The sequence below is a fragment of the Epilithonimonas hungarica genome (assembly GCF_900102265.1).
Classification (GTDB): Bacteria; Bacteroidota; Bacteroidia; order Flavobacteriales; family Weeksellaceae; genus Epilithonimonas; species Epilithonimonas hungarica.
The window spans coordinates 206,004-228,341 of sequence record NZ_FNBH01000004.1; the positions used below are offsets into that span (position 1 = coordinate 206,004).

The following is a 22,338-nucleotide window of genomic DNA, read 5'->3' on the forward strand; positions in this document are numbered from 1 at the left end:
GGTTCATTCGATTCAGTATTGTACTGGTAACGAACATAAAATAAGATCGAGAAACAGTATAAGCTTCACGTTCTGAAAAAACTAATTTTATGAAAACGATATATTTCTTAATTTTTGGTTTGTTATTTATCAATATCAAGTCACAGATTGGAATAAATACACAGAAACCTTTAGCTAATCTAGAGGTACATAAATCTTCACTGCTCACAATTCCAGACGGTATTATACCGCCGAGAACTACAGCAGACTCACTTAAAATGAAAGATCAGCTCTATGGTCCACCCCAAAACGGTGCATTTATCCATATTGTTGCCCCACTAGCTTCACCTGCGTCCCCCAAAACTCAGAATATGACAAGTTCTGGTTACTATATCTATGATGCACATTATACGCATGCAGATAAAAATACGAAAGGGCTTTGGAAAAAAATGTTCAGCGATCCTAGTGCTTTTGCCGCAAAGGGAGTGTCTGGATTATCATTGGTAAGTTCGGGGACGGAATTTTTGGGTTCTGATTTTAAGATTCTTCAATTCAATGCCCAGTTGGAACAAGAGATGGGGCAGGAATTCGTAAAAGATAACCAATATGTAGTTCCAGAAACTGGACTTTATGCCATTAACTATTCTCTTAGATTCGGAGATGGACTGACCAAAGATGTTCCAGCTTCTGCAAAGCCTGGTCTGGCGATTTCCAGAACTTCAGATGCCGGGAAGGTACCTACATTATTAGATCATGTTTTATTAGCAAATGGTACAATTCCTGTCATCGCAACCAAAGTTTCTTTAACAGAAGGTCGTATTGATCATATTTATAATCTGAAAACGGGTGAAAAACTTAATTTCGGCGTTGTAACAGGTGGTATGGATCTTTCGGTTTTAGGAGATATTTCTACAGAGATTTCAATTTATAAAATAAGATAATCATTATGTCAAAATTCAATAACTTAATAGTAGTAAAATTAGTTGCCATCATTTTGTTTGTTTTGAAAATGTTTTTTGGCGAAGAGATATTCCGAAAAAGACCGGACTACGAAAATAACTGATTTTTTCCGGGCTTTCTTTTTTTGGATTTGTTGACAATGGGGTGCAGATGCAAGATGTCTAACAAAAAATGATTCTTAAAAGTCAGATTAGAAAAAGTATCTGTATTTTTGCAGGAAATTCAATTTTATGAAGCCCGGACAAACTCAAACTCTTACGATATCTGAAAAAATATCTTCAGGATACATTCTGCGAGATGACAATGGCGAAAAAGCCTTTATTCAAAAGGTCTTTGCCGACGATTCTTGGGAAGTGGGCAGAGAAGTGGAAGTTTTTGTTTATCAGGAAGAAGGTAATCTGAAGGCAACAACAGAAAAAGCCAACGCAGAGATAGGCGAATTTGCTGTAATGACCTGCGTACAAAGTCTGCCGACAGGAGCTTTTATGGATTGGGGAATCATCAAGGATCTTTTTATCCCCTACAAGCAACAAAAATCAAAAATAATAGAAGGTAAACGTTACTTAGTATATGTTTACATTGATGAGGCAACAGGATTAATTACCGGGACAACCAAATTCAAACGTAATCCACAATATGAGGATCTACCTCTTAAGAATGGAGACAAAGTAGATCTTATCATGATGAACGAGTCTGAATTGGGATGGAATGTCGTTATCAATAAACAATACATCGGATTGATCTATGCTTCCGATGTTTTCAAAAAATTATATCCTTTATCTGAAGAGACTGGTTATATCAAAACGATCCGCGAAGATGGTAAAATAGATGTTACGCTTCAGCCACAAGGCTTTGAAAACGTAGACGAATTCAAACAAAAAGTCATAGACAAGCTCAACGATAACTACGGACTTCTTTATCTTTCAGACAAATCTACGCCGGACGAGATCAAAGATGAGCTCGGAATGAGCAAAAAGAACTTCAAAAAAGCGATAGGAAGTCTTTATAAAGATAAAGTGATCGAAATTTTGGAGGATAAGATCAGATTGTTGTAATTCACCGTGTCAATTATCAGATTTCCGAAACTTATTTTATATAATTGTTTTTCATTGGAATCGTTTTTGTTTAAAAAGACGAAATAAAAGCTAATGAAAAAAATTCTCATAAGTGGTGCAACAGGACTTGTTGGCAAAAAACTCTCCCGAAAATTATACGAACGAGGTTATCAAGTTGAAACTCTGGTTCGTTCCAAATCGAGGAAACCCGACTTCAAATCATACATTTGGGATTATGAGAATGGGTTTCTGGAAGAGGGCGCGTTGGATAATACATATATTTTCATTCATTTGGCAGGAGCACCGATCAGCAATCGTTGGACGGGATCTTACAAAAAAAAGATCTACACAAGTAGGATAAATTCTGCACAGTTTATTTACGAACAGATGCAGGAACAAAATATCCACCCCGAAGCAGTTATTTCGTCTTCTGCTGTTGGGTTTTATGGGCAGGTCACATCAGGACATATTTTCTCGGAAGAAGATCTGCCGGCAGAAGATTTCTTAGGAAAAGTTTGTAATGATTGGGAGCAGAAAGCTTTGCAATTTCAGAATTTGGGAAGCAGAGTTGTGCGAGTTAGAACTGCAACCGTTTTATCTGAAAAAGGAGGTGCATTGGAAGTCTTCAGAAAACCGATTGATTTTAATTTTGGCTCAGTATTGGGAACAGGTCAACAGTACGTTCCCTGGATCCATATCGATGACCTCGTAGATATCTATTTCAAAGCTGTGGAAGATGTTGCTATGAATGGTTCATACAACGCTTCAGCACCGGATTTTATAACTAACGAGATCTTAACTAAAAAATTAGCTTCTCATCTTCATAAAAGGATATGGTTGCCTAACATTCCAAAATTTTTAATAAAAGCAATTTTGGGCGAAATGTCAGTTTTAGCTTTGGAAGGAAGCCGTATTTCTTCCAGAAAAATTGAAGACCTAGGCTTCAAATTCAAATATAGTCATCTGGATTCCGCATTATCTGATATTCTTTAATTAATTTGATTTGTTGGTTATTTCGGCTATTTTACTCTATTTTTGTGGAGTTCTGGAAACTATAGACCGAATTAAAATTGGATATTATTTGATTTTATCAACTTTATTTTAATTATTGTAGCTTCAAGAAAAGTTTTGAGAGAAAAAAATCAAATAGTTAAAAAAATCATCAATGAAACTTACAGAAGAAAACCAGGAAAAGCTTTCTGTTTTAGAAAAGATTGCGAACGGAATCATTTGGTGGGTAGGTTCTATCCAGTCATTGGTTTTCCATACGATCTTTTTTATTGTCTGTTTTGCATTGCCTATTTTCAATATTGTAGAGTTCGAGCATATGTTGCTGGTACTTACTACAGTTGTCTCTTTAGAAGCTATTTATTTGGCTATTTTCATTCAAATGTCAGTGAACAAAAGTTCTGAACATATCGAGGATCTGAAAGAAGATGTGAATGAGATCCAAGAAGATATTGATGAGATCCAGGAAGATATTGATGAGATCCAGGAAGATATTGAAGAGATCCAAGAAGACGTAGAGGAGATTCAGGAAGATGTTGAGGAGATCAGCGAGGACGAGGACAACGAAGACCACAGCGAACGCGCCAGGACCGTAATGTTGAAAAGTAAGGTTACCAATAACAAAAACGACATCAAAAACCTGAAAGACAAGATCAAAGAACTGGAAGGTTTGATAGAAAGTCTAAAAAAAGAAGAGGAATAAATTTAGTTAAAAGCAAGTTGTATTCGTTATTACCATTACAAGAAAAAGAAAAAATCAAAAGTATTCTTTTCATAGCGCTTTTAGATTTTAGACAAAGTTAATTTATTCCATCAATTATAGATACAAAAAAGCAAGACCAAAAAAGTCTTGCTTTTAAAATCATTCGATGAATGAAAATCTTATTTACCAAGGTAAGATTTCAAGATCTTACTTCTTGTGTTATGTTTCAATCTTTTGATTGCTTTTTCTTTGATCTGGCGAACTCTTTCTCTCGTAAGGTCAAAAGTTTCACCGATCTCTTCCAAAGTCATCGGGTGTTTTCCGTTCAATCCGAAATATAATCTTACAAGATCAGCTTCTCTTGGTGTCAAAGTTTGAAGTGCTCTTTCTATCTCGATCTGTAGAGATTCCAGCATTAGGTCTTTATCAGGACTTGGAGATTCACCGGAACGCAAAACGTCATATAGGTTAGAATCTTCACCTTCCACAAGTGGCGCATCCATAGATAAGTGACGACCGCTGTTTTTCATAGATTCCTTGATGTCCTCCTCGCTCATATCCAGAACTTCTGCCAGCTCTTCCGGAGAAGGCGGCCTTTCGTTCTCTTGCTCCAGGTGAGCGTAAGCCTTGTTGATCTTGTTGATAGAACCAATCTTATTCAAAGGTAATCTTACAATTCTCGACTGTTCAGCCAGTGCTTGCAAGATCGACTGACGAATCCACCAAACAGCATAAGAGATGAATTTGAAACCTCTCGTTTCATCATATCTTTTTGCCGCTTTCATCAGACCAAGATTTCCTTCGTTGATGAGATCCGGAAGAGAAAGACCTTGATTCTGATACTGTTTAGAAACCGAAACCACGAAACGTAAGTTAGCTTTGATCAGTTTTTCAAGAGCAGCTCTGTCACCGGCACGGATTCTCTGGGCCAGATCTACCTCTTCGTCAGCGGTGATCAATTCAACTTTTCCGATCTCTTGCAGATACTTGTCTAGTGATGCGGTTTCCCTGTTGGTAACCTGTTTTGTAATCTTTAATTGTCTCATTATAAAAACCTCATTCTATTAGGTTGCATTATATTATACGATCATAACTTGCAAAAGGTTACAAAAATTTTCCTTTTTTCATATTTATATTAGATTTTAACGCTTTTTAAAACATATTAATACAATTTGGGCGTGCCCCGTTTTTCCCAATGCTTTTCCCAATACCAAAAACGGGTCGGTCTGCGGGCAGTCGCTTCCCTATGGAAAACTTTGCAAAGTTTCCCATAGGGAGAGCTTCAACAATGCCCTTCGCCCTCACGCATTTGCAATTCAGCGTTTGTAAAACGTTTTCTCAATCTGCTGTGAACTTTGGAACAATACATCATTTTAACCAATCCAATTCACAATTAATCCCATTTCTCTGTAAATCAATCATTCTTAACAAAATTTTGGGAATCAAAATTCTCAGTATCAATTCTAATTGTTATTTTTGCCGGATGTTAAAAAATCTGTTCAGACTTTTTATTGGACTCACCTTGTTTTCCTGTGGCAAAGAACCCATTCCGAAGCCAAAAGGAGACCTTCGCCTGGAATATCCTGATCCCAAATATTTGAGATTTGATTCGCCTTGCAATTATTCTTTCGACTATTCGGATTTTTCGCGAGTAGAGAATGCCAAGGAAAATTGCTGGTATTATGTCAACTATCCAAAGATGAAGGCGAAGATTTTCCTCACTTACTTTCCTATCAAAAATGATTTTCCACTTCATGTGAAAGAAGTAGAAAAGATGGTTTATGAACATACCATAAAAGCAAGCTCTATCGATACCAAATTTTTCCAATATCCGGAGAAAAAAGTATATGGGAATTTTTATGTTTTGAAAGGTCAAACGGCATCCAATGTCCAATTTTTTGTGACGGACAGTACAAGGCATTTCGTAACAGGAAATCTGTATTTCAACTCCCGCCCAAGACCAGACTCATTGGGGCCGGCCATCGATTATGTCAAAAGAGACCTTCTCCACATGATAGATTCCTTTGAATGGAAAAAATAGTTTGGAGTTGGAAGATTTTTCAATTCGAAAAAAATAAAATTAAAAAATAAAAACCTCGGACATCGGTCTTCTGGTTTCTGACAAAATATAAAATAATAAAACAAAAACTTCGGGCGTCCATCATCGGACATCGGACATAAAAACTTAAAATATGAAATTACTAGCAGTAGGAACTGTAGCATTTGATGCCATCGAAACACCTTTTGGGAAAACAGATAAAATCCTTGGAGGAGCAGCCACTTTTATTGGTTTGGCGGCTTCTGCTTTGGATACAGAAGTGAGCCTGGTCTCTGTGATCGGAGGCGATTTCCCTCAGGAATATCTTGATATGTTGACATCCAAGAATATCAATGTTGATGGAGTAGAGGTTGTAAAAGATGGCAAAACTTTCTTCTGGAGCGGGAAATATCATAATGACCTTAATTCCAGAGATACATTGGTTACGGAGCTCAATGTTTTGGCGGATTTTGACCCAAAAGTTCCAGAGCATTCTTCAGAGGCAGAGGTTCTTTTGTTAGGGAATCTGGATCCTGTTGTACAGCTTTCAGTTCTGGAGAGAATGAAAACACAGCCGAAATTAGTAATTCTTGATACTATGAACTTCTGGATGGATATTGCTTGGGATAATCTAATGAAAGTAATTGCCAAGACTGATGTGATTACAATCAACGATGAAGAAGCAAGACAACTTTCAGGAGAATATTCTCTTATGAAAGCAGCTAAGAAGATCCACGAATTGGGACCAAAATATGTGATCATCAAAAAAGGGGAACATGGCGCATTGCTTTTCCACGAAGGAAAAGTGTTTGCAATTCCTGCTTTGCCACTTGAGGAAGTTTTTGATCCGACCGGAGCTGGTGATACTTTTGCCGGAGGATTTGCTTCATATCTTACCAAGAAAGGCGATTTCAGTTTCGAGAGTATGAAAACCGCTATTATTGTTGGTAGCGCAATGGCCTCTTTCACGGTTGAGAAATTCGGGACAGAAAGAATCCAGGCGGTTACAAAAGAAGAATTGAGCGAAAGAATTCATCAATTTAAAGAACTGACTTCTTTCGAGTCCGTAATATAATTTAACTTAATCAAAATTTATCACTCAAAAAGGTGTTATAAATTAAAATATACAAAATGAAGAAGATTTTTTTTCCTGTTGTCCTAGCTTCACAAATGGTCTTTTCCCAATATCTTATCGTGGGTAATGATAGTATCTCCGTAAAAGATTACATGAGAGAGAATAAATATGGACTGGAGAATTCTGGCCCGGACAAATCTGTGAACTCTACAGTAGAATTTTTGCTATTGCAACAGTTGGCAAAAGAAAAGAAAGCCGATACGCTTAATTTTTTTGTGAACACTGTAAATCAGAAATTATCAGAACTAAGAGAGCAAAAATTCTATCCAAAGAATTTGATCGATCCGTTGTTACAGGATTTTGTGAGATCCAGCAACAATGAGATCCAGGTTTTACTTTTCATAAAGGAGAAAAAAGCGGACGATAAAACGGATTACAAAGCGCTTTATAATGAAGTGAAGAGCGGGAAAATGAAGATGGAGGACTTTTTGGCAAAAAACGCCAATCCGGAAGCTGGTAAAGCATTTTATGTAAAACCGGGAATGCTGGATTACGAACTCTACCAACAAGTAAAGAATACACCAGTTAATTCTTACACTACATTTATCGATAAACCGAATGTCGTGGCTTTTGCAAAAGTTGTGAATACAAGACCAAGTCTCGGGTATATGATCTTTGGTGTTTTGACAATTCCAAATGATGCAAATTATGAAACGACAAAAGCCAAGATCTATAAAGAATTAGAATCTGGGAAGAAATTTCAGGAGGTCGTAAAAGAATTTGGAGCAACTGAAGATGAGAAGAAATCTGGAGGCGCTGTAATGGGATCTCCGATTTTACCGGATGATGTTTATAATGCTTTGAAAGGCCAGAAAAAAGATTATTATACCAAAGTGCCGATTTTGTTCAACGACAAATATTTCATTTTCAATATTTATAACCTTGAGCCTTATGTGCTTACTGATGCAAATAGGTCTTTCTTCCAGAAAGAAATGCTATCGACCAGTTATGGGGAGGAGATGACAGAAAAATTGACAGACTGGCTAAAAACTCAGAATAAATATACAGAAACAGCAAATCTTGCGGAGATCAAAAAATCCTACCAGAACTATTTGAATCCAAAAGACCCAAAAGAAGTTCTTTTCACTTACGGAAAAAACAAAGTAACCTATGAGGACCTGAAAAAAGCAATAGATTCCCAGTACAAGAACCTTGAACAGATGCCAAGCAATCAATGGTCGGACCTTGTAAGCTACCAGGCCATGCAGTATGTGCTAGGGAATTATGCCAGAAGTTTTGAAGATCTACCAGAGATAAAACCTGAATTGGATGAACTGAAGAAAAATCTTTACTCAGAATATATCTTCTCAGAATACCTTAAGAATGAGGTCAAGAATAATCCTCAACTTTATACCCAGTATTATAATGAGAACAAATCCAAGTTTGTTTGGGAAAAGAGAGCTGTTTCCAGAGTAGCGGTTGTTTCTGATCCCAAACTGGTAAAGGATGTAGAGAAAGAGCTAAAGGATCCTAAAAAATGGGAAGCACTCAAAACAAAATATAAAGATCTGGTAAACGATAAAAATCAGGTCTTGGTTCATTTTGAGGAGGGAAAAGTCCAAGAATCAGCTGATATTTTCAAAAAACATAATGTACCATTCAAAAAAGGGACATTCCTTACCAAAATTGGAGAGAGGGATGTAATTGTTACCATCGATGAGCTTTTGCCGGAGCAACAGATGACCCAAGCAGAAGCAGAGCCGGAAATGGATGATGCTGTTACTGAAAAATTACTCCAAAAAACCATCGCGGATCAACGTAAAAAAACAAAAGTTGAAATTCAGCCTGCTTTTATGCAAGAACTGAATAAAAATTTTAAGAAATAATTATAATTAAAAATAGAGCAAAATTGGCTGATAATTCTAATTTTGCACCTTAATAAACAATAATAATGTCAAAATACACTAAATGTCTTTTTTTATTGTCGGTATTTGTTTTCCTTTTTAGTGGAAAATTGTCTGCACAATTACAAAAAGGTCAGCTTATAGATGGTATCGCAGCCGTAATTGGTGACGAGATCGTTCTGGAATCTGACATAGAGGATCAAGCGAACTATGCTAAACAGCAAGGCGCCAATGTCGGGGATAAATGTGATTTTATGGAAAGTATCCTGAATAACAAATTGCTGATCTATGAAGCAAAAAAGGATACGCTTATAGAAAACAGGTCTGCTGCTATAAAAGAAATGGCAGGTAATAAGTATACCCAGATCTTGGGACAGTTCCCAGATGAGAAAGCAATGCTGGCGGCGTATAAATTCAGAACCAGCTATGAGATGAAAAACGCGATCGAGAAGATCGATGCAGATAATTATTACGGGCAGGCAAAGTACGGACGTATTACGGATAAAGCGGATGTGACGCCTAATGAAGTGACAGATTTTTATAATCAATTCAAATTCCAACTTCCGAATGTGAAGGATGAGGTATCACTTTCTAAGATCAGTATCTATCCGAAATTAACTGATGCCCATAAAAAAGAGATCATTGACAAACTGAATAAGATCAAGCAGGATATAAAAGGTGGAGAGACCTTTGAGAATATGGCAAGAATTTATTCTGAGGATGAAGGTTCTGCCGCTGTTGGAGGCCTTTATAAGAATATCAATACAGGCCAGATGGTAAAGCCGTTCGAAGCTGCTGCCCTTAATCTTCAGGAAGGCGATTTATCAGATCCTGTAGAGTCTGAGTTTGGTTATCACTTGATTCAATTGGTAAAGAGAAATGGTAAAAAGTATGATGCCAGACATATTCTGATAAAAAGTACACCGAATGCAGAAGAACTTACGGCTGCTAAAAAAGAATTAGATAGCATCAGGACATTGATCATGGATAAAAAAATCAGCTTCAAAGATGCAGCTTATAAATTCTCAGATGATAAGAGCAACAAATTCAGTGCAGGTGTTATCGCTAATAATAGCGATGGATCGGATAAATTGGAAAAATTAGGATTAGACCCTACGATCTCTTATCAGATCGCTGGCCTTAAAAAAGGTGATATTACAGATCCATTCCAGCAAGAAGATTCTCAGAAAAGAAAAATGATCACTATCATTCAGGTAAATGATATCATAGATGCACACCAATTAGAGTTATCTACTGACTACGAAAGAATCAAGGATATGGCTCTAAACAAGAAGAAAAATGAAATTGTGGAAAAATGGGTGAATAATAAGATACCTTCCATTTTTATTTCCATTGATAACAAATATAAAGACTGTAAGTTCCATAGCAATTGGCTGAAAAGCTCTGTAGTGGAAACTAAATGATAATCAATTTTAAAAAAAAACAAAAGGATGGGCGTTTGCTCATCCTTTTTAGTTTGTAATAATTTTTTTTCTACCCAAAAAGAGACCTCACAATTTTAAATTGGAGGCCTATACTTTTTAATGTAAAATCTATAGAATTAAACCTTTAAGATCTCAGCTTCTTTTACTTTCAGATGTTCGTCAGCTTTTTTCACATAAGCATCTGTAAGGTCTTGGATATCTTTTTCAACCCCTTTTATAAGGTCTTCTGCTACGCCATCCAGTCTTTTTAGTTCTTTGTTACCTTCCTGCCTTGCGTTTCTGATGGTCACCTTTGTCTGGTCGGTTTCGCCTTTTGCTTGTCTTGCCAATTCACGTCTTCTTTCTTCCGTCAAAGGAGGAACATTAATGATGATCACATCACCATTGTTAGACGGTGCAAATCCAAGGTTTGAGTTCACTATTCCTTTTCCGATGGCACCAAGAGCTGTTCTGTCCCAAGGTTGGATAGAAAGCGTCATTGCATCTACTACAGACACGTTCGCAACCTGACTAAGTGGAGTCGGAGCCCCGTAATATTCTACCATTACATCCTGAACCATAGATGTGGAGGCACGTCCGGCCCTGATCTTTTGAAAAGCGTGTTCCAAATGCTTGATTGCAGCATCCATCTCTTGCTTTACCGATGCTACAATGAGTTCTAATTCTTCCATTGTATATTTAAAATTTGATAATTGACACATTTATTTAGTTCAAAGTTCGAGATTTAAAATTCAAATTTGGAATATTTCCGACTTCTGACTTCTGACCTCTGACTTTTTATACATTGACAAGTGTTCCGATAATTTCGCCGTCCACAAGTTTTTCCAGATTACCTTCTTTGTTCATATCAAAGACGATAATTGGCAACTTGTTTTCATGACTTAAGGTAAAGGCTGTCATATCCATTACTTTAAGGTTTTTCTCAAACACTTCATCAAATGACAAGCTGTTGAATTTCACCGCATCTGCATTTTTCTCAGGATCACTGTCATAGATCCCGTCCACTCTTGTTCCTTTTAGGATAACATCTGCATCTATTTCGATTGCTCTAAGGGTGGCCGCTGTATCTGTAGTGAAATATGGATTACCTGTTCCTGCTCCAAAGATCACGACCCTTCCTTTTTCAAGATGGCGGACCGCTTTTCTTTTGATGAAAGGTTCGGCAACTTTGTCCATTTCTATGGCAGATTGCAATCTTGTAATGATCCCGGCATCTTCCAAAGCACCTTGTAGCGCCATTCCGTTGATCACTGTTGCAAGCATTCCCATATAATCTCCCTGGACTCTGTCCATGCCTTTTGCAGCACCGGCCAATCCTCTGAAAATATTACCGCCTCCAATTACGATTGCAACTTCGCAACCCTTATCGACTACTTTTTTGATCTCTACTGCATATTCTTTCAGTCTATCATTGTCAATACCATATTGGCGTTCTCCCATAAGTGCTTCACCACTTAGTTTCAGAAGGATTCTTTTATATTTCATTATTTTGTTGTTACTTTTCTTAGTTTATCAGGTCGAATGCCTCTTATCAGGCAAATTCAAATTTATTTTAAATTTTGACTGTGCAAATATAATGAAAGCAAAAGAATTACGTTAATGAAAAAGATAGTAGTGTAAAAATTTTGATTAGTATCAAAATAGATTATTTTTGCAAAGCCAAGACATAGTGTTGAAGAAGTTTTACTCCATTTTTTTTCTCATAATTTTCAAAGTGGTTTTTTCCCAGACAGGAACCACCGTTTACCAGTTCCTTAATATTCCGATTTCTCCGAGACAAGCCGTTTTGGGAGATGCTATATCTGTTCGGGATTATGATGTGAACTTTACAGCTGCCAATCCAGCTTTGATGAACCTGGAAATGGATAAAATGTTATCTGTAAACTATGCTTCTTATCTCGCAGATACAAAGATTGGGAGCATTAGCTATGTCCGTGATTTGGAATATGGCCATTTGGTCTCATTCAATGCAAGATATATGGATTATGGTTCTATGCCCAGGACCGATGAAAGTTCTAATATCAATGGTGATTTCTCTGCAATGGATGCATCTGTAGGATTGGGTTATGCTTATCAATTTGAAGATGATTGGACAATCGGGATGAATGTAAATTATGTGACCTCCAAGATCGATACTTATTCATCTTCTGCCATTACAGCTAATGCCGGAGTTACCTATTATTTTGATAAGACAAATGAAACACTGGCCCTGGTTTTTCGTAATTTCGGTTATCAGATCAGGCCTTATAATGGTGTAAGAGAAAGGCTACCTTTCCGTGTAGACCTTGGTTATACTAAGATCTTGAATGAGTTTCCTGCTGCTTTTACCATTACAGCCCACGATCTGCAGGAGTTCAATATTTCTCCGGATACCGATATCAATGGACAGCCTACAAAATTCGGTAGAAAAGTTTTAGACCATTTGTCTTTGGGAGCAGAGTTGTTTCCTGGTCAGGCTTTTAATATTAGGGTCGGTTACAATGTGAAAAGAGGAGGGGATTTGGCTGTTCTGGACCAGAGAAATTTTACAGGATTATCTGCTGGATTCAGCATCAAGATCTCTTCTTTCAGGTTCGACTATTCTCATATGCGTTATCACAATGCTTCTAATGTCAATATGCTTGGTCTTACGATGGATCTTGTAGAACTTGGAGGAAATAGGAGATAAAGAAAGATTCTAGAGAAAGTATTGAGGGTCAGTATTTAAAGAATTAAATTTCTAGGTCAAACAAATTCTTTAATGTCGAGATGTCAAAATTTTTTAATTTTGCAGCATGACAAAAAAGCCGGTAATCGCAATAGACGGATTTTCATCTACAGGGAAAAGTTCTATTTCTAAGATCATTGCAAAAAAATTGGGTCTTATTCATATGGATACAGGTGCACTTTATAGAGGTGTGACCTATTTTGCTATTCAGAATTGTACAGATGAAAATAAAAATGTAGATATGGAAAGATTGATTGCCAGTCTTCCAAAGATCAACCTTGAATTTCAGAACGTTGATGGCGAACTCCAATTGTTCCTTAATGGGAAGAATATTAATAAGGAGATCAGATTCCCACAGGTTTCGGACAATGTAAGCCAGGTAGCAAAAGAGGCTGCTGTGAGAAATTTTCTACTGAAAACCCAACGGGACATTGCTAAAAAAGGTGGTGTAATCATGGATGGAAGAGATATCGGTACAGTTGTCCTTCCAAATGCCGATTACAAATTTTTTATGACAGCAAGTCAGGATGAACGTGCCAGAAGACGTTTTCTGGAATTGGAATTGGCAGGCGAAAAAACCGATATTGAAACAGTAAAGAAAAATCTCATCTCAAGAGACAAAATTGACAGTGAAAGAGAGGTCTCTCCCCTTAAACAGGCTGATGATGCCATTCTTATAGACAATACAAATATCAATAGAGAAGAAACGATAGAGCTGATTTTGTCCTATATCAAAAAGTTTTAACAAAATTTTAAGAAGTTTATTTTTTCTTTGGCATTTTAGTTGTAAATTTAGAATTATCAAATCGAAATTTTAAATTAACTAAAAATTATAAATAATGTCAAAAAAATCAAATTCAGCAGCAATATTAGCTGCATTGCTAGCAGGAGCAGCTACAGGCGTAGTTCTAGGATTGCTTTATGCGCCAGAAGAAGGTAAGGAAACCAGAAAAAAAATCAGAGATAAGGCAAATGACCTAAAAGATAAAGCTGTAGACGAATATGGCAAAAAATCTGAAAAAGTAAAAGATAAATACTCGGAAGTTTCCCACAATGTAAAGGACAAGTACCAATCTTTATCTTCAACTTTCAAAGAAACGGCTCAAAATGTAGCTTCAACCGTGAAAGACAGTTATGATAAGTACAAAGATCAGATCGTTTCAAAAACTTCTGATGTTGTAAAAGATGTAGAGACCGAATTGGATGGTTTGAAATAATAACTTATCAAATAGCTATAAAAAAAGGAATTTAGTTTCTAAGTTCCTTTTTTTGTAAATAAAAGTGTAATTTTATATTTAACAAGAGTCTTATGATTGATATTATAAAAGATTATACAACCAAGCGATTGGACCTTCTCAAGTTGCAGTTTACAGAGAAATCTTCATTGTCTGCTGGCATCATCGCATTTCTTTCTATTGTATTGATCGCATTTTCGTTCTTTATCATTCTTTTCAATTTTGGAATTGCGTTTCTTATTGGGCAGTCTTTAGGTAATGTTGCGTATGGATTTTTGATTGTTGCCGGATTTTATTTTCTATTGATGTTGATCGTTATTTTCTTGAAGAAAAAAATTGTGACATCTATAGCAAATCAGGTAATAGAATTTTTAAAACATTAAAATTATGGCAACCAACTACAATAATCTGGAAGAGCTTAGAAATCAGAAAAAACTCCTGAAACACGAGATCGGAGAACTCGAAGATATTATTACTTTCAAAAGTAAGAAAGAAAGTCTGGGAGTTTTGACCCATGGTTTTACAGACAAGTTCTTGAAAGAAACAAAAGATGAGGATGGTGATACTTCTCTCGCTCTCGATACTCAGAATATTATGAGGGAAATATCTTCCGGGATCAAAGAATCTGCTTCTAAAAAAAATATTCTTGGTTTGGCCAATGATAGTTTACAATCAGGATTGCTGGAGAATACAATAAAAATGGGTGTTGTATCTTTGGTAGGTAATTTTGCGAAAAAAAGTGTGATGAATAAAAATTGGAAAAGAAAAGTAATTGGTTTGGCATTGGTATATGTTGCACCCTATGCCCTGCGATTTATCAGAAAAAAGCTAGATGACTATCAAAAGAATAAAACAGCCTCTAGCCTCGAGAAACTGATCTGAAATTTATTAATGTAGAGCAGAGGGCAGTTTATTTTTTAGAAAAAATCTCTCCTAGGATGATTCCGGCGGACATGGATACGTTCAAACTTTCCGTGGATTGATTTTTCCCGAATCTTGGGATTGTGATCATTTTTGAAATAAGATTTTCTGTAGAAGCTCGCAGTCCGTTTCCTTCATTCCCAAATATCAATGAGAATTTTTCCGGAAATTCGATTTTATATATGTTTTCCCCATTCATATCCGTCCCCAGGGTCGGATATTGATATGTTGATAGATATTCTTCCAGATCTGTGTAGCAAACATTTACCCTTAGAAAGGATCCCATCGTTGCTTGTATGACTTTTGGGTTATAAACATCTACTGTATCGTTGCTGCAAATGATCTGTTCTATCCCGAACCAGTCCGCCAGCCTTATGATCGTTCCAAGATTTCCCGGGTCCTGAATGCCGTCTAATATCAATTGAATGGAAACGTCTTTTAATATTTTATTCTCTGGGATCTTACAAACCGCGACAGAATCTTTCGGATGTTGAAGAAAACTTATTTTTTTTAGCTCGTTGGGCAAGATTTTTTCGATTTCTTCCGTTTTAAAAGATAAATTTTCAGGATTTACGGAGTACAGATTTTCAATTTCATAATCAGAATCTGGTAGTTCTTTTATGATTTTATTACCTTCAACTAAAAACAAATTGTATTTTTGCCTGTATTTCTTTTTGTCCAGAGATTGTATAGTCTTTATAGTATGAGCCGTAAGCATATCAACAAATATTTTCAAAAGTATCATATATTTTATTATTCCACAATTTTAAGTGTGTTTTTGTATGCCTGTAATGTGACAAAAAAAGTACCCGATGGAGAGTATCTGCTTACAAAGAACAAATTCGAATATACCGATGGACAATTACTTTCGGATGAGATCCCGGATCTAGTTGCCCAAAAACCCAATAAAAAAACTCTGTTTGCCGTACCTCTGGGATTGATTCTCTATAATAAGGCTAATCCTAAGTATGATACCATCCTGAAAGAATATATGACCTATCCGAGTGAGATGAGAAATCAGAAACTCAGAGATTCTCTTTTCAGAAAATACGAACATCCGGAATTTGTGGGACGAAACCTTTTTTGGAATCGATTTTTTCATACGGTTGGAGAGGCTCCCGTTATATATAGCGATGCTAAAACAAAACAAAGTGCTAAGAGTATTAATAATAAGCTGATCAACAAAGGATATTGGGATGCGGAAGTTAAAACCAATGTGAAAAAAGATTCTGCAGGTAAAAAAGCGGAGGTCAGCTATATCATTACTCATAAAGATCCTACTTATATCAAGGATTATTTTTATAATATACCAGATCAGAATATCAGAGGTCTGTATGAATTCCAATTCCATAAAAGTTTCGTTAAAAAAGGACAGATCCTGGATGAAAGTGTTCTTGAAAAGGAGATCACCAGAATCAATAATCAAATGAAAGAGGAGGGGTACTATAAATTCAACAATGATAATCAGGATATCTATTTTGTTGCAGATTCTTTGCATGGTAGAAAAAATGTTCCGGTTGTGATGAATATCATTAGAGATTCTCTTAATACACCCTACAGAAAATCGACAATTGGTAAAATTACAGTTGCAGTGGCAAGGAATATCAATGATGTCAACAAGCTTCCTTTGAAGGATAGTTTGAGAGGGATCAATATTTTGAGGAAAGATACAGCGTATTCTGTGAATTCTCTATGGTTGCCAATTATTTTAAAACCTGGCGAGGTCTATAAACAGACCAATTTGGATCTTACCAGAAAGAATCTCATTGCAATGAATAATTTTACTATACTGAAAGCTTCCGACGATTTTAGAAAAGGGTCAGATAGTATTATAGATGTGGAATATGTTTTAAGTCCATTACGAAAATATGAGTTCAATATTGCCACTGATCTGCATTATTCTCAAATCCTGAATTTCGGTTTTTCACCATCTGTCGATCTTACATCCAGGAATATATTTGGTGGGGCGGAAAACCTGACGACAAGTTTTTCCGGTATCATAGGAACAACAAAAGATCCTAAAAACCCGGATGCGTTTTTCAATGCCTACGAATTATCTGCTCAAACATCTCTTCAGTTTCCGAGATTGTTGGTTCCATTCAGGAAATATTATAAATGGGTCCCAAAAAAATATTCCCCGATAACGAGTGTAAATCTGGGAGCCTCTGTGCAAAATAATATCGGATTGGGCAGGATCAACTTCAATGCAGGGCTTAATTACTTTGCCAATGTGGATAATGGAAGGATTCAGCATAAATTGACACTTTTCAATACACAGCTGAGTTTGACACAGAACAAAGATAAATATTATGATTATTTCCCTGCGGAAGATGTTATCAGGCAGGCTGTTTTTGGTTGGTATGAAGATGTCCATCCAGATGTAAATACAAATAACTATTCTTATGACCAGATCTCTAAAATGATCATTAATGACCAGGCATTTTTGTCATCTATTTCTTCAGAGAATCAAGATATAATCAATGCTTTCAGACAATCATTGATCAATAAGGACAGACAAACTCAGGATGTTATCATTTCTTCAATCATCTATAATTTTACATATAACGAAATAGGGAAAAAAGACTACACAAATCCGATGTTTTTTAGTGGAAAAGTAGAATTTGCGGGAAATACGCTTAACCTTCTTTCTCGTAGGGAACACGAGGATGGAGTGGTTTCGGGTAATTCTAAAACAATTTTCAAGATCCCGTTTTCGCAGTTTATAAAATTTGACCTTGATTTCAAAAAATATTTCAGCTTCTTTAATGATAGAGCTAAGCCTCACACATTGGCATTTCGTCAGTTTGTAGGGATTGGGATTCCATATGGGAATTCTTCTTCCATGCCTTTTGTCAGGTCATATTTCAATGGTGGTGCTTATGATATCAGGGCTTGGGTTGCTTTCGGAGGATTGGGGCCTGCCGATTCCCAATTGGATGAAAGAGTACGTTCTTATGCTATGGACAATGTGAAACTCACAACCAGTATAGAGTATCGCCTTCCACTTACTGATATGTTCGAAGCAGCAGTTTTTACAGATGCAGGTAATATTTGGGGACTTAAGGATAATGGATTTGGCGATCAGTTCAAGTTCAGAAAATTTATTAGTCAAATGGGAATCGGGAGTGGTTTTGGATTGAGAATCAATATTGCCTATGTTAATCTTAGATTGGACATGGCTTATAAAGTGCATGATCCTAATAAACCGGAAGGAAGCCGGTGGGTGATCAATAAAATAAAACCGTTGCAGCCTACCGTTAACTTTGCGATTGGCTATCCTTTCTAAATCCAATATTTTACAATGCGTCTTTTCAAATTTATAATCATTATATCCTTTTGTCTGTTCGGTATCTATTCTATTTCTATGAATTTTGTGGATGAGAGTAAAAATTTCACCCATCAATCAGAGATAGATTATCCTGTGGATAAAGTTTTTCCTCAGTTCAACAATCTTCAGAATTTTACCACGTGGAATGATTATTTCACAGGAAAGAAAGATCTGAATTTTACCTATTTTACACCTTATGAAGGAATTGGAAGTGCAATGAAATATTCTGACAAGGATAATGGAGAATTTGGCGATTTTTTTATTCGTTATTCCAACCCCAATCGTACGCTTCGTTATCAGCTTTTCGATGGGGAGAATGATAATCCTTATTTGATAGACGTCAAATTTACAGCGACAGGTAATAAGACCAGAATGCTTTGGAATGTGCAAACTCCCAAAAGAAGCTATCTTGAAAGGTCTCTGAACTTAGTTGCCGAAGATTTTTTTGTTGAGAATATTGATAAAAGCATGAAAAATCTTTATCAGTTATTAGGGAACAAAGTAGATAAAGATCAGAAGCTGGCATCTGTGAAGTATGATAGCCTGATGATCGAAAATAGAGAAGGGGGATTGCTATTAGGCGTTAATGTGAGTACAAGGAACACAAAAGATATACTTTTCAAAAACGTCATTATGAATCATGGTAAGGTTCTGAATTTTGTGCGGTCTGATCTTGGTAAAAAAGATGATGAATTCGGTGCGCCCGTATTGCTTATAAATCCTTCCAATCTAAAAGATAAGGAGGTTTCCTACTTCTATGGTGTCCCATTGCCAAAAAGAGTTGCCGTAAGCGATAATAATTTCAATTTTCAAACCGTGAATGCTTCCAAGGTCTATGTGATGTATTACCAAGGAAATTATAACAATAGGGTCAAAAATATACAGCAACTGTTAAAACAGGCAAAAAAAGACACCTTGAGAAACGGGCTTCTTATAGAAGAGTTTCTTGAAGATCCAACTGAAAATCAAGACGTAAAGCTTAAACTATCCTTGCCAGTTTTCCGATAGATGAATCTGATAAATATCACGTATATTTATCGCAATAAATCATTACATTTAATGCTGATCAACAAAAATTTAGTAATTTTGTTGGCAATTATTTAAAATTAAAATTTTAACAGATAATCTGTAATAATGGATAAATTTTCATTTCTAAATGCCGTACATGCTCAGTTAATTGATGATATGTACGAGCAGTACAAAAAATACCCGGATGCTCTCGAACCTTCTTGGAAAGCATTTTTTCAAGGTTTCGATTTCGCTTTAGAAAATTATAGCGAAGATACAGAGGTTACAGCAGCATCTACTGGTTCTGCACCTGTTCAATATGCTCAGCAAGCTGTTACAAACAACGCGGTTTCAGAAGATATCACAAAAGAATTCAAAGTTGTAAATCTGATTGAAGCTTATCGCTCGAGAGGACACCTTTTTACAAAAACCAATCCTGTAAGAGAAAGAAGACATTACTTTCCAACACTTGATATAGAAAATTTCGGATTGTCTAAGGACGATCTTAATAAAAAATTCAATTCTGCGACACAAACCGGGATGCCAGGTCCTGCAACTTTGCAAGAGATCATTACACATCTTCAGAACATTTATTGTGATTCTATCGGTGTGGAGTATATGCATATCCAGAATGTAGAAGAGAAAAAATGGATCATGGAATGGGTGAACGTCAACGAAAACCATCCAAATCTTTCTGCTCAGGAAAAAACAGAAATCCTTTTCAAACTGAATCAGGCAGTTGCCTTTGAAAATTACCTTCATACAAAATTTGTTGGTCAAAAACGTTTCTCGCTGGAAGGTGGAGAATCTTTGATTCCTGCACTAGACCAATTGATTACCCGTTCTTCACAATTAGGTGTTGATGAGGTTGTTCTTGGTATGGCTCACAGAGGACGTCTGAATGTTCTGACCAATATTTTCCAGAAGTCTTACAAACAGATTTTCTCAGAATTTGAAGGGAAAGAATTCGAAGAGGATGTTTTCTCTGGAGATGTTAAATATCACTTGGGTTCTTCCAAGAAAATCACAACTGCAAACGGAGAAGAAGTAAGAATTAATTTAACTCCGAATCCATCACACTTAGAAACTGTTGCAGCGCTTGTAGAAGGAATCTGCAGAGCAAAAGTTGACAATACTTACAGAGACGATTATTCCAAAGTTTTGCCAATTGTGATTCACGGTGATGGTGCAATTGCTGGGCAAGGTATCGTTTATGAGATTGCTCAGATGATGAATCTTGAAGGTTACAGAACAGGTGGAACAGTTCACATTGTTGTAAACAATCAGGTTTCTTTCACAACCAATTATATGGATGCTAGGTCTTCTGTTTATTGTACAGATATTGCAAAAGTAACGGATTCTCCGGTGATGCACATTAATGCAGATGATGTAGAAGCTGTGGTTCATGCGATTAGATTTGCCGCAGATTTCCGTGCTAAATTTGGTAAGGATGTATATATCGACCTTTTAGGTTATAGAAAATATGGTCACAACGAAGGTGATGAGCCAAGATTTACACAACCAAATCTTTATAAATTAATTTCAAAACACCCGAATCCAAGAGAGATCTATAAAGACCTTTTAATCAAGGAAAATGTAGTTTCTGATGAGGTTTTGAAGAAAATGGAGCAGGAGTTCAAAGCTCTGCTTGATGAAAACTTTGATGCTTCCAAAGAAATCGAAAGGAATACGATGGACATCTTTATGAAAGATGACTGGACAGATTTCCCAATTGGAGGTAAAGGTGCCGTTGCACAATCTGATGTTGATACGAAATACGATTTAGAAAAATTAAAAGAATTAGCAATCAAGATTTCTACGCTTCCCGGAGATAAGAAATTCATTAATAAAATTACCCGTCTTTTCGAGAATAGAGTCAAGATGGTAGAAAATAATTCTTTGGATTGGGCAGTAGGAGAGTTGTTAGCTTATGCAACACTTTTGACCGAAGGTTACAATGTAAGAATTTCCGGAGAAGATGTAGAAAGAGGAACATTCTCTCACCGTCACGCTGTTGTGAAAACAGAAGATACAGAGGAAGAATACATTCCGCTTCGTCACGTTAACGAGCAGAGATTTGATGTTTACAATTCTCACTTGTCAGAATATGGAGTTTTAGGCTATGACTATGGTTATGCTATGGCTGCACCTAAAACATTGACAATTTGGGAAGCTCAATTTGGTGATTTTACCAATGGAGCTCAAATCATTGTTGACCAATATTTGGTTGCTGCCGAAGAAAAATGGAAGATCCAAAACGGATTGGTAATGATGTTGCCTCACGGTTCGGAAGGGCAAGGTGCAGAGCATTCTTCTGCTAGACTTGAGAGGTTCTTGACACTTTGTGCTAATGAAAATATCATTGTTGCAAACATTACTTCTCCTGCCAACTATTTCCACTTGTTGAGAAGACAGATGAAATTCGGATTCAGAAAACCATTGGTTATTATGACACCGAAATCTCTATTGAGACATCCGAAAGTAGTTTCTCCATTGGAAGACCTTGCAAACGGTAGCTTCCAGCCAGTTTTGGATGACCCGACTGCTGATGCTGCAAAAGTTGAAAGAGTGGTACTTTGTACAGGTAAATTATATTATGATCTATTAGCTAAAAAAGAAGAAATCAATGATGATAAAGTAGCTTTGGTAAGATTAGAGCAGGTTTATCCATTGGATTTTGAAAAAATCAATTCAATCTTTGATAAATATAAAAACAAGAAAGAATTGATCTGGGCTCAGGAAGAACCTGAAAATATGGGTGCCTGGAGCTTCATTCTCAGAAACTTCAGAGATACAGGTATTCAGATTATTTCTCCGGTTGCAAGTGGAACACCAGCGCCAGGAAGTCACAAGATGTTTGAGAAAAACCAGACCAAAATTATCAATTCGGTTTTTCAGTGTAATGATGAACCTGCAAAAAGACCCGTAACGGCTTAATAAAATTAATAAACTAAGAATAACAGTTTCGGCTG

20 protein-coding genes are annotated in these 22,338 nt (G+C 36.4%); 16 read left to right on the top strand and 4 right to left on the bottom strand.

Annotated elements, in window-relative coordinates; translation table 11 throughout:
- Positions 1–89: 89 nt before the first annotated feature.
- The 4 genes from BLT30_RS15720 to BLT30_RS15735 all read left to right on the top strand — a co-directional run bounded on the left by BLT30_RS15720 (position 90) and on the right by BLT30_RS15735 (position 3,705).
- Positions 90–920: a hypothetical protein gene (locus tag BLT30_RS15720; RefSeq protein ID WP_089874525.1), complete on the top strand. Its 831-nt coding sequence runs from the start codon at positions 90–92 to the stop codon at positions 918–920.
- A 249-nt stretch (positions 921–1,169) separates the two neighbouring features.
- Positions 1,170–1,994 (top strand): CvfB family protein, encoded by an 825-nt coding sequence (locus tag BLT30_RS15725; protein ID WP_089874526.1) that lies wholly within the window; start codon positions 1,170–1,172, stop codon positions 1,992–1,994.
- A gap of 93 nt (positions 1,995–2,087) precedes the next feature.
- Complete coding sequence (locus BLT30_RS15730) at positions 2,088–2,987, top strand: TIGR01777 family oxidoreductase (RefSeq protein WP_089874527.1); 900 nt, start codon at positions 2,088–2,090, stop codon at positions 2,985–2,987.
- 172 nt (positions 2,988–3,159) lie between these two features.
- The gene (locus tag BLT30_RS15735) at positions 3,160–3,705 is read left to right on the top strand and encodes a DUF1003 domain-containing protein (protein WP_089874528.1); all 546 of its coding nucleotides are present in this window, start codon (positions 3,160–3,162) and stop codon (positions 3,703–3,705) included.
- Positions 3,706–3,884: 179 nt separating this feature from the next.
- On the opposite strand, the gene BLT30_RS15740 is transcribed toward BLT30_RS15735, so the two are convergent.
- A complete protein-coding gene (locus tag BLT30_RS15740; RefSeq protein WP_027383822.1) occupies positions 3,885–4,751 on the bottom strand; it encodes a sigma-70 family RNA polymerase sigma factor in 867 nt (288 codons plus the stop codon).
- A 437-nt stretch (positions 4,752–5,188) separates the two neighbouring features.
- Here BLT30_RS15740 and gldD point away from each other — a divergent pair, with 437 nt between their 5' ends.
- The 4 genes from gldD to BLT30_RS15760 all read left to right on the top strand — a co-directional run bounded on the left by gldD (position 5,189) and on the right by BLT30_RS15760 (position 10,146).
- Positions 5,189–5,746: a gliding motility lipoprotein GldD gene (gldD, locus tag BLT30_RS15745; protein WP_089874691.1), complete on the top strand. Its 558-nt coding sequence runs from the start codon at positions 5,189–5,191 to the stop codon at positions 5,744–5,746.
- 151 nt (positions 5,747–5,897) lie between these two features.
- On the top strand, positions 5,898–6,818 hold the full coding sequence (locus tag BLT30_RS15750; RefSeq protein WP_089874529.1) for a PfkB family carbohydrate kinase: 921 nt from the start codon (positions 5,898–5,900) through the stop codon (positions 6,816–6,818).
- 56 nt (positions 6,819–6,874) lie between these two features.
- Entirely contained in the window at positions 6,875–8,704 is a 1,830-nt protein-coding gene (locus tag BLT30_RS15755) for a hypothetical protein (RefSeq protein WP_089874530.1), read from the top strand.
- 65 nt (positions 8,705–8,769) lie between these two features.
- Positions 8,770–10,146, top strand: a complete 1,377-nt coding sequence (locus BLT30_RS15760; RefSeq protein ID WP_089874531.1) for a peptidylprolyl isomerase — start codon at positions 8,770–8,772, stop codon at positions 10,144–10,146.
- Positions 10,147–10,283: 137 nt separating this feature from the next.
- On the opposite strand, the gene frr is transcribed toward BLT30_RS15760, so the two are convergent.
- Both frr and pyrH read right to left on the bottom strand, forming a co-directional pair.
- On the bottom strand, positions 10,284–10,838 hold the full coding sequence (gene frr / locus BLT30_RS15765; RefSeq protein WP_089874693.1) for a ribosome recycling factor: 555 nt from the start codon (positions 10,836–10,838) through the stop codon (positions 10,284–10,286).
- Between the two features lie 106 nt (positions 10,839–10,944).
- The gene (gene pyrH / locus BLT30_RS15770; RefSeq protein ID WP_089874532.1) at positions 10,945–11,652 is read right to left on the bottom strand and encodes a UMP kinase; all 708 of its coding nucleotides are present in this window, start codon (positions 11,650–11,652) and stop codon (positions 10,945–10,947) included.
- A gap of 184 nt (positions 11,653–11,836) precedes the next feature.
- Here pyrH and porQ point away from each other — a divergent pair, with 184 nt between their 5' ends.
- The 5 genes from porQ (at position 11,837) to BLT30_RS15795 (ending at position 14,991) form a co-directional block, all read left to right on the top strand.
- Positions 11,837–12,835 carry a type IX secretion system protein PorQ gene (gene porQ / locus BLT30_RS15775; protein ID WP_262488096.1) on the top strand — a complete coding sequence of 333 codons (999 nt, stop codon included), beginning with the start codon at positions 11,837–11,839 and terminating at the stop codon, positions 12,833–12,835.
- Between the two features lie 106 nt (positions 12,836–12,941).
- The gene (gene cmk, locus BLT30_RS15780) at positions 12,942–13,619 is read left to right on the top strand and encodes a (d)CMP kinase (RefSeq protein ID WP_089874533.1); all 678 of its coding nucleotides are present in this window, start codon (positions 12,942–12,944) and stop codon (positions 13,617–13,619) included.
- Positions 13,620–13,713: 94 nt separating this feature from the next.
- The gene (locus BLT30_RS15785) at positions 13,714–14,091 is read left to right on the top strand and encodes a YtxH domain-containing protein (RefSeq protein WP_089874534.1); all 378 of its coding nucleotides are present in this window, start codon (positions 13,714–13,716) and stop codon (positions 14,089–14,091) included.
- Between the two features lie 92 nt (positions 14,092–14,183).
- Positions 14,184–14,492 (top strand): hypothetical protein, encoded by a 309-nt coding sequence (locus BLT30_RS15790; protein ID WP_089874535.1) that lies wholly within the window; start codon positions 14,184–14,186, stop codon positions 14,490–14,492.
- Between the two features lie 4 nt (positions 14,493–14,496).
- Positions 14,497–14,991 carry a phosphoribosyl-ATP pyrophosphatase gene (locus BLT30_RS15795; RefSeq protein WP_089874536.1) on the top strand — a complete coding sequence of 165 codons (495 nt, stop codon included), beginning with the start codon at positions 14,497–14,499 and terminating at the stop codon, positions 14,989–14,991.
- Positions 14,992–15,019: 28 nt separating this feature from the next.
- Here BLT30_RS15795 and BLT30_RS15800 read toward each other — a convergent pair whose 3' ends face one another.
- Entirely contained in the window at positions 15,020–15,748 is a 729-nt protein-coding gene (locus BLT30_RS15800; RefSeq protein WP_089874537.1) for a TrmH family RNA methyltransferase, read from the bottom strand.
- Here BLT30_RS15800 and tamL point away from each other — a divergent pair.
- The 3 genes from tamL to BLT30_RS15815 all read left to right on the top strand — a co-directional run bounded on the left by tamL (position 15,734) and on the right by BLT30_RS15815 (position 22,303).
- Entirely contained in the window at positions 15,734–18,316 is a 2,583-nt protein-coding gene (gene tamL / locus BLT30_RS15805; RefSeq protein ID WP_089874538.1) for a translocation and assembly module lipoprotein TamL, read from the top strand. The genes BLT30_RS15800 and tamL overlap by 15 nt on opposite strands.
- A gap of 15 nt (positions 18,317–18,331) precedes the next feature.
- A complete protein-coding gene (locus tag BLT30_RS15810) occupies positions 18,332–19,366 on the top strand; it encodes an SRPBCC family protein (RefSeq protein WP_089874539.1) in 1,035 nt (344 codons plus the stop codon).
- Positions 19,367–19,492: 126 nt separating this feature from the next.
- Entirely contained in the window at positions 19,493–22,303 is a 2,811-nt protein-coding gene (locus tag BLT30_RS15815; protein ID WP_089874540.1) for a 2-oxoglutarate dehydrogenase E1 component, read from the top strand.
- Positions 22,304–22,338 lie beyond the last annotated feature (35 nt).

Excerpts from the sequence above, each read along its gene's own strand:
- BLT30_RS15720 (WP_089874525.1), top strand. The coding sequence starts at position 90 with ATGAAAACGATATATTTCTTAATTTTTGGTTTGTTATTTATCAATATC.
- BLT30_RS15725 (WP_089874526.1), top strand. The coding sequence starts at position 1,170 with ATGAAGCCCGGACAAACTCAAACTCTTACGATATCTGAAAAAATATCT.
- BLT30_RS15730 (WP_089874527.1), top strand. The coding sequence starts at position 2,088 with ATGAAAAAAATTCTCATAAGTGGTGCAACAGGACTTGTTGGCAAAAAA.
- BLT30_RS15735 (WP_089874528.1), top strand. The coding sequence starts at position 3,160 with ATGAAACTTACAGAAGAAAACCAGGAAAAGCTTTCTGTTTTAGAAAAG.
- BLT30_RS15740 (WP_027383822.1), bottom strand. The coding sequence starts at position 4,751 with ATGAGACAATTAAAGATTACAAAACAGGTTACCAACAGGGAAACCGCA.
- gldD (WP_089874691.1), top strand. The coding sequence starts at position 5,189 with ATGTTAAAAAATCTGTTCAGACTTTTTATTGGACTCACCTTGTTTTCC.
- BLT30_RS15750 (WP_089874529.1), top strand. The coding sequence starts at position 5,898 with ATGAAATTACTAGCAGTAGGAACTGTAGCATTTGATGCCATCGAAACA.
- BLT30_RS15755 (WP_089874530.1), top strand. The coding sequence starts at position 6,875 with ATGAAGAAGATTTTTTTTCCTGTTGTCCTAGCTTCACAAATGGTCTTT.
- BLT30_RS15760 (WP_089874531.1), top strand. The coding sequence starts at position 8,770 with ATGTCAAAATACACTAAATGTCTTTTTTTATTGTCGGTATTTGTTTTC.
- frr (WP_089874693.1), bottom strand. The coding sequence starts at position 10,838 with ATGGAAGAATTAGAACTCATTGTAGCATCGGTAAAGCAAGAGATGGAT.
- pyrH (WP_089874532.1), bottom strand. The coding sequence starts at position 11,652 with ATGAAATATAAAAGAATCCTTCTGAAACTAAGTGGTGAAGCACTTATG.
- cmk (WP_089874533.1), top strand. The coding sequence starts at position 12,942 with ATGACAAAAAAGCCGGTAATCGCAATAGACGGATTTTCATCTACAGGG.
- BLT30_RS15785 (WP_089874534.1), top strand. The coding sequence starts at position 13,714 with ATGTCAAAAAAATCAAATTCAGCAGCAATATTAGCTGCATTGCTAGCA.
- BLT30_RS15790 (WP_089874535.1), top strand. The coding sequence starts at position 14,184 with ATGATTGATATTATAAAAGATTATACAACCAAGCGATTGGACCTTCTC.
- BLT30_RS15795 (WP_089874536.1), top strand. The coding sequence starts at position 14,497 with ATGGCAACCAACTACAATAATCTGGAAGAGCTTAGAAATCAGAAAAAA.
- tamL (WP_089874538.1), top strand. The coding sequence starts at position 15,734 with ATGAGCCGTAAGCATATCAACAAATATTTTCAAAAGTATCATATATTT.
- BLT30_RS15800 (WP_089874537.1), bottom strand. The coding sequence starts at position 15,748 with ATGCTTACGGCTCATACTATAAAGACTATACAATCTCTGGACAAAAAG.
- BLT30_RS15810 (WP_089874539.1), top strand. The coding sequence starts at position 18,332 with ATGCGTCTTTTCAAATTTATAATCATTATATCCTTTTGTCTGTTCGGT.
- BLT30_RS15815 (WP_089874540.1), top strand. The coding sequence starts at position 19,493 with ATGGATAAATTTTCATTTCTAAATGCCGTACATGCTCAGTTAATTGAT.